The 13245-nt window shown below is 45.2% G+C and carries 8 protein-coding genes; all 8 read left to right on the forward strand.

Features of this window, described 5'->3' with window-relative positions:
* Positions 1-149: 149 nt before the first annotated feature.
* On the forward strand, positions 150-2477 hold the full coding sequence (locus tag GQF01_RS25405; protein ID WP_161409678.1) for a helix-turn-helix domain-containing protein: 2328 nt from the start codon (positions 150-152) through the stop codon (positions 2475-2477).
* 511 nt (positions 2478-2988) lie between these two features.
* Positions 2989-3939 (forward strand): ABC transporter permease, encoded by a 951-nt coding sequence (locus tag GQF01_RS25410; protein ID WP_235960473.1) that lies wholly within the window; start codon positions 2989-2991, stop codon positions 3937-3939.
* Positions 3940-3972: 33 nt separating this feature from the next.
* Complete coding sequence (locus GQF01_RS25415; RefSeq protein WP_161409681.1) at positions 3973-4854, forward strand: carbohydrate ABC transporter permease; 882 nt, start codon at positions 3973-3975, stop codon at positions 4852-4854.
* Between the two features lie 50 nt (positions 4855-4904).
* On the forward strand, positions 4905-5783 hold the full coding sequence (locus tag GQF01_RS25420) for an NAD(P)-dependent oxidoreductase (protein ID WP_161409683.1): 879 nt from the start codon (positions 4905-4907) through the stop codon (positions 5781-5783).
* A gap of 35 nt (positions 5784-5818) precedes the next feature.
* Positions 5819-7903: a hypothetical protein gene (locus GQF01_RS25425; RefSeq protein WP_161409685.1), complete on the forward strand. Its 2085-nt coding sequence runs from the start codon at positions 5819-5821 to the stop codon at positions 7901-7903.
* Between the two features lie 257 nt (positions 7904-8160).
* Positions 8161-9957: a cache domain-containing sensor histidine kinase gene (locus tag GQF01_RS25430; RefSeq protein ID WP_161409688.1), complete on the forward strand. Its 1797-nt coding sequence runs from the start codon at positions 8161-8163 to the stop codon at positions 9955-9957.
* Positions 9958-10032: 75 nt separating this feature from the next.
* Positions 10033-11640: a response regulator gene (locus tag GQF01_RS25435; RefSeq protein WP_161409690.1), complete on the forward strand. Its 1608-nt coding sequence runs from the start codon at positions 10033-10035 to the stop codon at positions 11638-11640.
* Positions 11641-11843: 203 nt separating this feature from the next.
* Entirely contained in the window at positions 11844-13214 is a 1371-nt protein-coding gene (locus GQF01_RS25440; RefSeq protein ID WP_161409691.1) for an ABC transporter substrate-binding protein, read from the forward strand.
* Positions 13215-13245: the final 31 nt, after the last annotated feature.

Below are 13245 nucleotides of genomic sequence, written 5' to 3' on the forward strand. Positions count from 1 at the left end.
GTTGGGGGAGATCGCAGGCTAACGCCTAAGACTCCTCTTTGTTATATGAAAGAGAGTGAAATAAGCAAGCTGCTGCCAAAGGGTTCGTCCTATGGCAAAGCGAAGTATACTTAGACAGTACTAACATGCATATGGATGTGGGGGGCAATATGATTAACTGGATAAAACACATTCGTCAGTCAGGTTCCAAACATGTCACCAGTCATGGAAGGTATTTGTATAAGCTGATTTGGCTTGGATGCATCTCAGTTTGCATTCCTTTAATACTGGCTAGTGCAGTATACTATCAATTTGCCATGAACCGGGCACAAGACCAAATTATGAACGAAAGCAATTCCTCGTTATCCAGCATGAAGGATCGTGCGGAGAGGATTTTTCAGACCATCGAGCAGGAATCGCTCCAGCTCGCTGTCGATCCTATTCTGACAGGCTTCTTTCTAGACCCGAATCAAGATAACAGCTGGCTGTGGCACCGAGATTTCCTGGATAAAATTAATCTGGTCAAAAATAGCGATAGCTTTATTGATGAAGTTTATTTTTATAATACCGTGGAAAATGTCGTGTTATCGAACCGATACGGGGTCATCGAAAAAGAGATTTATCCCTATAAAGATGACATTGATGCTATCATCGCTAGCGGAGAGCTCTCTCAGTGGGCTTATTTGCCTTCTGCGCAAAAGGACGGTTACGTGACATTCGCGCGCCGGCTTCCTAATATGGGGAGCGGTCAGGCTCAAGGTATTCTCGCTTTTGAAATTGAAAAATCGGCAATCAGTGAATTTCTGGATTCCGATACGTATTTGATGCCGATGGGACAGAATTTGTTCGTTATTCATCATAAACATATCCCTGATAGTGAGGAGCTAGGCTACGATCAGACGATTTCATTAATGAAAAGTTTGGACAGCATCGATGGTATCAAGGATAGAAGCAGCAATACAGACAGTTTCCTGAGCAAAGGCTTGGATGGGGAACAAGCACATTTTCTGTATACCAAGAATATATACGGGCGAATTTACGTGACCGTCGTACCTGAAAAAACCATTGCCAGCCAGTTGAACTGGATACGCAACGTCACCCTTCTGTTCTTGTTTATTTTTATCACCTTCGGAGTCGTATTGACTTATTTCAATTCTAAGCGGGCCTATAACCCGATCGGGCAGTTGATGAAGCATAGCAAGGCGCTGCGGATTGGGCAAATCCAAAATAAACATAACGAACTCGATTATATTAAGGAATGTCTGGATTTTCTAAACATGGAAACAGAAAAGCTAGGTGGTTTTATGGCTAGCATTCAACCTACTCTTAGGGAGAAATTTCTTCAGCAGTTGATTAGCGGAGAATATTTAAGAAAGGAGCCATTGCTCCGTGACTGTGAAGCCAATGGTATTGCCATACAAGCGACCAATGTCGTAATCATCGTGGATGCCGATAATATTGCCAGGGAGAAACGATTTCGACCGGAAGAAAAGGGAATCATTGCGTTTGTCATTTCGAACGTTATGCAAGAGTTAATTCAGAAATATCCCAGCGTGCATGGTTATGTGATTCCTGACAGGGGTAGGGGGGTAGCGCTGCTGCAGTTCAGGGCGGATGCAGAGCAGGAAGAGATGCTTCGACTAACGGAGGAATATGCGGAATCCATCTGCGACTCCTTGAAGGAGCACTTATCGATGAAGGCGACTGCTGGCGTCGGTCGGTTCTACTTTCATATCGAAGATGTGCCGGTTTCTTGCAAAGAAGCGGAAGGTGCGCTTCAGTATCGGATATTCAACACTACGAAGAACGTTCTGTTCATTGAACATCTGGAAAATGAGAAAAAGCAGATGGCGTTCCGCTACCCTCGGGAATTCGAAACCTCAATCATTGATGCCTTGGATCGCGGGGAACTGGAGATGGCAGTGGCAGGTTTGACCGCTTTTTCCGAAGCCATTCGTGCTTCCCAATCTTATCGCTATATTTATCAAAGTTATAATTTACTGCTATCTACGCTGATAACATCTTTGGAAAAGCAAGGGGCCACACTGCTCGATATCTTGGATCACGACTGGTTTGGGCAGCTTCAGACGAGGCAGACTTCGCAGGAAATCGCGGATTGGTTTGCAGGCAGCTTATTTCCGATGTACATCTGGCTGACAGCGAATTACCGGAATGAATCGGGACAATCCGTTATCCAACAGGTATGCAAGCATATTCGGGAGAATTGCGGCAGCGATTTGTCACTGGTTCAATGCGCGGAGCAAGTAGGGCTCAGTCCTTCGTATTTAAGCCGTCTTTTTAAGAAGGAGATGGGTGTTAACTTCCTTGATTTCGTTGTTGAGTGCAAGGTCGATGAGGCCAAGAGGCTGCTGAAGGAAACGGATCACAACGTGAGCGAGATTGCGATGGCCGTAGGGTATTCGGAGCGTAACCTGAATCGTATTTTTCAGCGGTTTATCAAGATGTCTCCGAGTATGTTCCGTACGCGTCAACGATAATAGGTTCTGAGGTGAGGTTGTTCCAAAGTCCATGACAATGGCGGGGCAACCTCTTATTTGTTTGTGTAGAGCACTCCAGTCCATCGCTTGAGCAGTTACTCCCTGGCTAGGGGAACTACAGGGCGCTATTTCATCGAAATAGCCTCTTTTTCGCGTGGAGGGGAACTGTAGTTCGCTAATTGTCCATTTTCTTAAAGGAAATGGGATTAGGCGGTCAAATAACACCCTGTAGTTCCGCTTGGACGCGGAAACAGGCTGAATGTGCTAAAATAACGGCCTGTAGTTCCTCAAAGATATATCGTCGATCTCGGACAGATCTTGCTGCTAAGACAATAATTGACCTTCAAATGGGAAACCCAGGTTTCTCAAGAATTGTCTATAGGATGCCTAACAGCCCGGTTATATAGTAAGTATTGTAATGAAAGGGTTTACATGAATCGTGAATCTTCAATCGTGAGTCATGAATCCGAACGGTGATCATCCAGGAATATAAAAAGAGAGGTGCAAGATGATGCAGTCGACCGCGAAGCTAACAACCAAGGGCATAGCGAAGCCCCATTCCCGCAGCTGGACGAATTTGGCCCGGCACAAATATGTCTATTTACTTGCTTTACCAGGCGCTCTTTATTTCATCGTCTTTAAATTCGCTCCGATGTGGGGGCTAGTACTGGCCTTCACGGAATACAACCCATATGCAGGAATCAGCGGGAGTGAATGGGTTGGTATGAAGCATTTCGTCGAGCTGTTCACGGATCCAAACTTTTATATCATGCTGCGCAATACGTTCGCGATTAACATTTTTGGTTTGATCTTCATGTTTCCCGTCCCCATTGTACTTTCACTGATGCTTAATGAAGTGAGACATGAGGCGTTTAAAAGGTTTAACCAATCTATCGTCTATTTGCCACATTTCTTATCTTGGGTTGTCGTTGTCAGTCTAACGTTTTTCATCCTGTCTTCTGATGTGGGGATCGTTAACAAAGTCATTACGGGTTGGGGGCATGAATCGGTTGCATTCTTATCCAATCCTAATTATTTCTGGGCGCTTATTACAGCTCAAAATATGTGGAAAGAAGCGGGGTGGGGAACCATCATCTTCCTGGCAGCCATGGCTGGGGTAGATCCCCAGCGATACGAAGCAGCTGTCGTAGACGGAGCAAGCCGCTGGAGACAAATCTGGCACATTACACTGCCTGCAATCCGGCCTACCATTATTATTTTATTGATTTTGCGTCTGGGGCATATGGCGGATGTCGGCTTCGAGCAAGTACTTCTCATGATGAATCCCCTTGTTTCTTCCGTAGGTGAAGTATTCGATACGTATGCCTACAGCATTGGCGTCCTACAGGGGAAAGTCAGCATCGGTGTGACGGTTGGTATGTTTAAAGGCGTGGTCGGTTTGGTACTGGTCATGGTCTCTAATTATATTGTGAAGAAGATGGGGCACGAGGGTATTTATTGAGATCATTTTAAAATGAAAAAGGAGGATGGATGTATGAGCTTTGTTGCCCAAAAAAAGCTAACCTTGTTTGATTATGTGAACTATTCTCTGTTGGCGTTGATCTCGATTGTGTGCTTGTTTCCATTTATTTATGTGTTTAGCGTTTCCTTCACCGATCCGAAGGTGTATATTCCGCTGAAGTTTTATTTGTTTCCGGATAAGTGGTCACTATCTGCTTATCAATATATTTTATCAACCAACAGCTTTATCCATGCGCTGAAAAGTACGGTGTTCATCACGGTAGTCGGAACTATCCTGAATCTTATTGTATCTTTCAGCTTCGCTTATGTGTTGACCAAAAAAACGCTTCCTGGAAGAAAAATTTTATTGGGAGCAGTCGTTTTCACGCTAGTGTTCAATGCGGGCATATTGCCAAGCTATTTGCTTATCAAGCAGCTGGGATTGCTGAATTCGTATTGGTCGCTAATTTGGCCAACCCTCACGAGCGCTTGGAGTTTACTTGTAATTAAGAGCTTCCTGGAGTCGCACCCACCGGAGCTTGAGGAGTCTGCACGGATTGACGGATGCACCGAGATTGGCGTATTTCTGCGTATTATCATCCCGCTGTCGATGCCGGCAATTGCGGCATTCATGCTGTTCTTTGCTGTCTCTCATTGGAACACCTATTTCAACGCACTTATCTATATCTCGGATTCAAAAAAATGGACGCTTCAAGTGTTGATTAAATCCCTTGTCATCGATTCGGACTCCACCGGTGTTGGACAAGCGGGTGCAGGTGGAGACGATAGAATTGTACCTCAGGAAACGATCCGCATGGCGGCTATTATGCTGGCTATGGCTCCAATTCTTCTCGTGTATCCCTTTTTGCAAAAGCATTTTGCCAAAGGTGTCATGCTGGGGTCTGTCAAAGGGTGATTGGCAAGCTGTTTGAACAATAATTTTAACGTTAAAGGATGGGAATGAAAATGAACTTATCAGCAGGAAACGTCACAATCGGTTTTATTGGTCTAGGTGTAATGGGGAGAAGCATGGCACGTAATCTTATGAAGGCCGGCTATAGCCTGTATGTATACAGCAGAACGAAAAGCAAAGCGGAAGATCTGATGCAAGCAGGTGCCATATGGAAGGACAGCGCTGCTGACGTAGCTCGCAATGTGGATGTGACGATTACAATGGTCGAGTATCCCCGTGATGTGGAGGACATTTTCCTAGGGCCTTTAGGAATCGTGGCTGCTGCTAAACCAGGTGCTTATGTGATCGATATGACGACATCAAGTCCAGCGTTGGCTTTACGGATTTATGAGGAGTCTCAAAGTAGAGGACTAAAAGCGCTAGATGCACCTGTATCAGGAGGAGACATAGGGGCTAGAGATGGGAAACTTTCCATTATGGTTGGCGGAGAGGAAGAAGCTTTCGAGTCCGTTCTGCCTGTCTTCCAGGCGATGGGGAGCAATATCGTCTATCAAGGAGAAGCAGGCGCTGGTCAGCACACGAAAATGTGCAACCAAATAGCCATAGCAGCCAACATGATGGGAGTTTCCGAGGCACTGGCTTATGCGGAGCGATCGGGCTTGAGTCCTACAAGGGTACTGAAGAGCATAGAGAGTGGGGCTGCCGGCAGTTGGTCGCTAAGCAATCTTGGACCGAGAATCATTCAAGATAATTATGAACCAGGATTTTATGTGAAGCATATGATCAAGGACTTGGGCATTGCTTTGCAGTCAGCCGAGGCTATGGGGCTGGAGACATACGGATTATCGCTAGCAAAGACGCTGTATGAAAGGCTGGCTGCGACAGGGGAAGAGAGCAGCGGTACGCAATCATTAATCAAATTATACCGATAATAGAGTAAGATTTTCGAAAGAAGCGGAGGGCGTCTATGAAACTCGTTTACGATCATAAGGATGAGATGGTTCTGTTTGGAATAAATCAAATTAAGAAGAGTTTGGAAGCTAAGGGCCAGTTTTTCGTTGAGCAGTATAACAGCCGGGGTGTGGTTCTAGCTCCAGAGCGGGGGATCGTCGTTCAGAAACTGCGTACACAGAAGGGCGAATCCCCCGAGGAAGAGCAGGCTTTTCGCCTGTCTCGTCAAGGAGAACTGATTCGCATCGAAGGGGCTGACTCACGTGGACTCATGTACGGATGTCTAGAATACGCGGAACGATTGGCAAGAGGAGCGGAATTGGCAGATGAGGAAGAGATATATCGGAAGCCAGCACTGCGTTTACGCGGCATTAAATTTAATTTGCCATACGCGCCCTTTGATTCAGGAGATCCCTTTACCTTGAATGAGGAAACGTGCATGGATATTGACTTTTGGAAAGCCTATATCGATATGCTCGCGTTAAATCGGTACAACTGTTTAAGCCTATGGTCAGAGCATCCCTACGACCTGATGGTTGTCTCGCCGAAATTCAGAGCCGCCAATCCATACAGTGATTCAGAAATCAATCAGAACATTCGGTTCTTCCGGGAGATGTTCCGTTATGCGGCCAGCAGAGGGATCGATATCTATCTATTTACATGGAATATCCGTCTAACCCCAGAAGTGGCACGAGGTCTAGGACTCCCTGAAGCTGTAGGAGATTTCGGTAATATGTTCGATAACCTGATTCACCGAGTTGGGTATCCGCTGAATCGTTTTCGCGGTGAATCAGAACTGATTAGAGATTACATTCGTGAAATGGTACTTCAACTGCTGCTCACTTACCCTGAGCTGAAAGGGTTAGGCACATCGGCCAGCGAATGGATGGATGGTAACGGGTACGAGCGGGAGAAGTGGATTGTTCAGACGTATGTGGAAGCGATCAAGCAGTCGGGAAGAGAGATTCCCTTTATTCACCGTACCAATATGCAGAATGCGGGCAAGGAAATTAAAGAAATGGTGCAGACCCAATTTGATTCCAACCAGTTCTATATCAGCTGGAAATATTCGAATGCTCACTGCTATTCCCATCCGGAACCCCAGTTTGAGCGTCTTTGGGATGCATGGGAAGGCATCGAACTGGAGAAGACCAATATCCTGTACACGGTTCGTAATGACGACGTGTTCACACATCGGTGGGGAGATCCCGAGTACGTCCGCGCTTATATCAAGGGAATGATCAAGCCCTATGTCAAAGGCTTCTACTGGGGAGCAGACGGCTACTTATGGGGCAATGATTTCCAACATGTTGAGCATGGGCACAAGACATGGAAGTACGATTTTGAACGTCATATCTTTCAATTCCAGCTCTGGGGCCGGCTATCATACGATCCTGAGACCTGTGATGATGTCTGGGTGCATCTATTGAAGTCTCAATATGGTCCCGTTCATGCTCCTCTCTTCTTAGAAGGATTGCGAAGTGCCTCGTCAGTCATACCGGCTGTCAATCGCTTGTTCTGGATCGATTATGACTTTCAGTGGCATGCCGAAAGCTGCTTATCCGAAGTGAGTGGTTTCAAGACGATCCTTGACTTCGTGAACGCTGCACCCATGCCTGGGGTGGGTGTAATGTCCATATCCGAATATGCAAGAGCTGAACATGAAGGCAGCATGGAGAAAGGGTTTGAGGCTTTCCGTGAAACACCTGCTGATATTGTAAAGCTGCTGCAAGATGCCGCAGAGCAAACAGAACGAGTCGCTTCCAAGCTGTCAAAGGAGCTGGGTGAGCTATGCTGCAGTCATGCTGCATGCACACTTCACGATCTCTTTGGCTATGTAGAGATGTCCAGATACTATGCTTGTAAATTCAAAGCGTCCCTTGAGCTTAATCGATTTAAGCTAAACAAACATACACAACATAAGGACGAGGCGGTTGCCCTCTTGGAGCAGGCGGCTATCCATTGGGAAAGACTGGGACATTACTGGAGCTTGCATAACAAGCCTTACTTTATGGCTCGAGTTAAACGTACTTTCGGATATCCCTATTACTTGGAAGATGTGAGAGCAGATATTGAATTGGCGCGTCGATTCGGCATATAAGAAGGACGGCGAGGGAGTTGAATACCACGGGGCTGCTAAGAAGCAGCTTCTTTGTTTTTTAATCAACAAGGGATCAACCGCTCCAGAACATTTCAAATTGACACGTATTAAACCTATGCTATTCTTAATAAAGAACCCCCATATAGATATCTTACTTGTAAGGCTCTTTTTCCACGCACTTCAGATCAATCTTCTTACATAACTGTTGTTTACACAATCATTCTTGTCGAATTGAAAAGAAAGGAAGTAATCGCGTTATGAAAGGGTTCTCGAAGTATATAGGCGGGATTTCCATTAAAAACAAAATATTCATAGCGAATATTTTAATCATTGTCGTATTTATCTCCACTCAGTCATACTTCGCCAACACGATTTCACAGAATGCCCTTATTGAGAAAGAGATTAACAATTCCTCCCGAGAGCTTGTACTCATCAAAAACAATCTTCAAACCTTGGTAGCTACAATTGATGACTATTCAAAAATTCTAGCCAGCGATTATCGATTGCAGAACGTGCTTTATAACGATTTATTAATAAATAGTGATTTCAATACGAGCAAGCTGGTTGAAGGCTTAAATAACCTTTCGATGAAAAAAGACCTTTCAGAGACGATCAGCAATATTGTGGAGCCTAATACAAAAATCAAAGCAGTAAGCATTCTCACCTCGAATCATCACTGGGTGGACGTCGGATTTGCCGATAACGCATATGCTTCCCGCATATTCGGTGACGGTTATGGAGCGGAGGATCGTTTCTATTTACCCACTTGGACAGGCTTGATCAAATTCGGATTCTTGTATGAAGGTGAACACAACGTATTTGCGGTATCCAAAACGGTGATTCACAAAGATACCGGTAAAATGGTTGGCAGAGTTTTTTTGTACGTGAAAGAAACGACAATTGCCTCGATTTACCAGGAGGGAAAAAATAAGGGGGGGGAATTCTATATTGTCGATTCCGCCGGCCGAATTATTTCTTCACAGAATAAAGCTATGTTATACCGAGATCTTAAGGAAGCTGTTTCCATTACCATTCCCGAGAATGGTAAAGACACAACATTTACCCAGGGAAGCGGAAGTAAAGAAATGTTGATATTTACCCAGCGCTTCGAGCCGTTGAAATGGACGATTGTAAGCGCTATCCCTATGGATGATATTTCGTCGGATCGGAAAGTAATCAATCAATTGATGATCGGGATTGGAGCAGCATGTTTGCTGCTAGCATTAATTGTATCCTTTCTACTGTCCGGGTCGATCACGCGACCCATCTTCCAGCTTGCCAAGACAATGAGAGAAATCCGGACGGGAAAGATGCAGGTCAGAAGCACCTACCAATCCAAAGATGAGATCGGATATTTAAGCGAGGGCTTCAATAACTTAATGAATCGCATTGAGGCGCTTATGGCCGAAAACGTCGAGAAACAAAGGACAAAGGCCGAGATCGAATTTAAATTGCTGCAATCGCAAGTGAAGCCCCATTTTTTGTACAACACGGTTGAAACCATTATTTCGCTCATTAAACTGGGCTTAGGGAAGCAAGCCATACAGGCAGCCCAATACATGGCGAATTTCTATAAGATCTCGTTAAGCAAAGGTAACGATATCATATCGATAGGGGAAGAGATGCGTCTAACGGAAAGCTATTTGGAAATTCAGCAGCTGCGTTATGTGGAATATATGGAGTATACGATGGAAATTGACAATGACATTCTGACGTATTCAATACCGAAGTTGACCTTGCAGCCAATCGTGGAGAACGCCATCTATCATGGATTGAAGCTCAAAAAGGAAAAAGGAATCATCCGCATTACAGGAAGGCGTTGCGGCAACCATGTGGAAATTGAAATTTACGATAATGGGGCTGGTATGCACAAGAATCAATCCAAGGCGATAATGGCAGGAACCAGCGTTTTTGATGAAACTGGCGGGTTTGGGATTAGAAGCGTATCCAATCGGATCCGAATGCTGTACGGGGAAAGATACGGACTGCAAGTTGAAAGTGAATACGGTGTTTATACGAAAATTACTATTGTACTGCCTCTTCGACATGATTAGCTCCTGCTCGCGTCCATGAGGCTGGCATTTCTATTATCCGCAAGATAAGGATTGAATAGAATAGGAGGAAAAACTATGTACAAAGTGCTTATCGTCGATGATGAGTATTACTTCAGGCAAGCATTGAAGATTTCGCTGGCATGGAGTGAGCTCGGCTTTCAAATCGCGGGGGAAGCAAAAAACGGCGCAGAAGCGCTGGAGCTGATGTCCGAGGTAGAGCCTGATGTCGTGTTGGTCGATATGAATATGCCGATTATGGATGGCTTGGAGTTTATACACAAAGCCAAGGAGCGAGACCGGCAAACAAAATTTCTGGTGTTGTCAGGTCACAGCGAATTCGTGTATGCCAGACAGGCCGTGCAATTAGGCGTCTTTAATTACGTACTGAAACCCATTAACGAAGAAGAACTCCGAAGCTCTTTACTAGATATTAAGGAACTGATACGAACGGAGCGTCTGGGCAAGCTTGAGTTGGACGATTTAAGAAAGCAGGCGAGCGAAAGCTTGTCTGTCATGAAGGAGCAATTGCTGAACGGTTTGCTGCAGGGCAACGGTATCTCTAGATCCAGTTCCGAACGGGATCGATTAAATGATTTGGGAATAAAGCTGGAAGGGATGCATTATCGGGCGATTGTCGTCGACCTGGATTCAAACGATGAGAGGAATCTGGAGGAGGGAATGCTGATTCGCAAAGCCAAAGTACAAGAAATCGCTCAAAATGATATGCAAAGCGTCTTTCAGTGTGTCGGCTGTCATGATCATGATGCTCGCCTGGTTCTGATCATAGGATCGCCTGACGGCTCCTTCAACAAGCTGGAAACGATTTGCGAGCGGATTCGATTGAACATAGAGAACGATTTGGGCTGTACGGTAACGATCGGCCTAGGGAATGGATGCGAAACGTTTGAGTCGATTTCGGTTTCATACATGGAAGCGTTAATCGCCTTGAAACAACGGTTTGTGTGGGGTGGCAATAAGGTGTTCGTACATTCCTTGATTGCGGAAACCGGGATAAAGGTCGGATTGTTCTCGGTGGAAAAAAGAAGCGGCTTGCTGATGTTCATGCGAATAGGGAACATGTCCGAGACGGAAGAATGGCTCTCCAGTTTTTTTCATGATACTCGCGTCCAAAAAGCTTCGATGGAAATGCTGCTTCTCGCCGGAATCGAAATCGTATCCACATGCCTGGAATTTTTGGCTGAAGCGTCGCAAAGCTTTGAAGATGTTTTCCGAAATACGACACAACCCGATATGATACAACACGTTCAGCGGATGAAAACTTTCAACGAGTTGGAGGACTGGATACGTGCTTTAATTCTAAAGTCCATGGATCATGTGCATAGTCGCAAAACCAATAGAGCCGTCAAAGTTATAGAGGAGGTCAAATCATATATTTCGAGGCATTATGGCAACGAAGAACTGCGAATCGAAGATATCGCAAAGAGCGTTCATATGAATTACAATCATCTTTGCTTCGTGTTCAAAAAAGAAACAACCTTTACAATCAATGACTACCTGACCGAAATACGCATTATTAAAGCAAAAGAGCTTTTTGAACAGGGAGAGAAGGTTATCCAAAACGTAGCGAACCGGGTGGGGTATGCGGACGCCAACTACTTCAGCAAATGCTTCAAAAAATATATGGGAATCACGCCCAGCAAATATGTGAACCAAATCCGGTAGCCGATACTTCCATGCAGACTATAGGGGGAAAGTGAAAACTTTGCCTCTATAGTCTATTTTTTTGCCGTTAATTTTACTGCTGATCCGAGAATAGTCTCTGTACTAAATATGGGAAGATTCGTAAAATTAACTTAAGGTTGATACCGCTTACAACAACTGAAATCAATCCGATATTCGCTTTAACAAATAGGGGAGGTTAAACAATGAAAACGAAGTCAAAGGCAGCAGCTATGTTCCTTATGGCAAGCACACTTCTGGTTACATCGGCGTGCAGCAGTAGTGGGAATGAAACAACGTCCAACCAGCCGTCCAACAATCCGTCGCCCTCGGCAACAAGCAAAGAGGAGAACAAGAATACGACGAAGACGGACAGCAAAAAAATCAAGATGAGAGTCATAACGCTTACGACGGACGAAAATCGCAACAAAATTATGGAAAAATTCATCAAACCGAATATTGCTTCAGCGCTTCCCAATCTTGAAGTCGAGTTTGAGCCCGGCGGCGGCGGCGAGGATATGGCAAACAAATTGAAGACGTTGAACGCATCTGGGGATATGCCGGACGTATTCTGGAATGATGCGGGCTACTTTACGCCGTTGAAGAACACAGGCAGCATTCTGGATTTGACACCCTATATTGCCAAAGACGGTTTCTTGGACAAATACGCGGTGCCAGATGCATTAAAGCATGTAGATAACAAGATCTATAGCTTGGCTTCCGGAGCGGACACGTATTTCACCCCTGTCATCTTCTATCATAAAGATATGTTCGAGAAAGCCGGGGTTAAAGTGCCAACCACGTTTGATGAGTTGATTCAAATCTCGAAGACGCTCAAGAGCAAAAGCATGATACCGGCTGTGACTCCCGGCAAGGACGGGTGGGGACCTAAGCTCTTTATGCTGCAGCAAATGATTCAAATCGGAGATCCGCAGGCGATGTCAGACCTTGTCAGCAACAAAACGGACTTCAACAATGCATCCGTCAAGGAAGGAGCGGCTCGCATCGAGAAGCTGGTCAAGGAAGGCGTGCTCCCAGACGGTATTGCCAATTTGGATTACGGTCCGGCGATGGAAATGTTTACGTCCAAAAAAGCGGCTATGCTATGGATGTTTACTTGGGAACTGCCGAATCTCGCAAAAGACGAAACGGTTGATTTCTTCCCTTTTCCAAGCGCCAGCGATAAGTATAACCCTACAAAGAACGTACAGTTCTGGGGTTCTCCGGTTAACGGTTATGCGGTAAACGGCAAAACGAAGAACCCGGAAGAGGCCGTCAAGCTTGCTGAATTTCTAGCCATGGCGGATGCGTTATACTTTGAATCTACCGGTGCTCCTATTTCTTTGAAGACAGGCAACAAGCCAATGGATAGGAGCCCGCTTATGCAGAAGTTCGTTGACTGGTACAATCCGATTCCTAATAAAATCGCGTCGTTGGCTCTTAATTCGCTAGATGCGAGGGCGTCTGCCGAAATGTCTACGCAAGGAGCGAATTTATTAACGGGCGAGTACACAGCTGATAAATTTAATGCGGCGATGAACAAGATTTGGAGCGAAAATACGTGGTTTAACAAGTAAAAGATGCAATAACAGCTAAATCCCCTTCGGA

It is taken from the genome of Paenibacillus silvestris (assembly GCF_009882985.1).
In the GTDB taxonomy this organism is placed as follows: Bacteria; Bacillota; Bacilli; order Paenibacillales; family NBRC-103111; genus Paenibacillus_E; species Paenibacillus_E silvestris.

What these genes read in the sequence shown, in the direction of transcription:
- GQF01_RS25410 (WP_235960473.1), top strand. Translation starts at nt 2,989, where the DNA reads ATGCAGTCGACCGCGAAGCTAACAACCAAGGGCATAGCGAAGCCCCAT.
- GQF01_RS25440 (WP_161409691.1), top strand. Translation starts at nt 11,844, where the DNA reads ATGAAAACGAAGTCAAAGGCAGCAGCTATGTTCCTTATGGCAAGCACA.
- GQF01_RS25430 (WP_161409688.1), top strand. Translation starts at nt 8,161, where the DNA reads ATGAAAGGGTTCTCGAAGTATATAGGCGGGATTTCCATTAAAAACAAA.
- GQF01_RS25405 (WP_161409678.1), top strand. Translation starts at nt 150, where the DNA reads ATGATTAACTGGATAAAACACATTCGTCAGTCAGGTTCCAAACATGTC.
- GQF01_RS25420 (WP_161409683.1), top strand. Translation starts at nt 4,905, where the DNA reads ATGAACTTATCAGCAGGAAACGTCACAATCGGTTTTATTGGTCTAGGT.
- GQF01_RS25415 (WP_161409681.1), top strand. Translation starts at nt 3,973, where the DNA reads ATGAGCTTTGTTGCCCAAAAAAAGCTAACCTTGTTTGATTATGTGAAC.
- GQF01_RS25425 (WP_161409685.1), top strand. Translation starts at nt 5,819, where the DNA reads ATGAAACTCGTTTACGATCATAAGGATGAGATGGTTCTGTTTGGAATA.
- GQF01_RS25435 (WP_161409690.1), top strand. Translation starts at nt 10,033, where the DNA reads ATGTACAAAGTGCTTATCGTCGATGATGAGTATTACTTCAGGCAAGCA.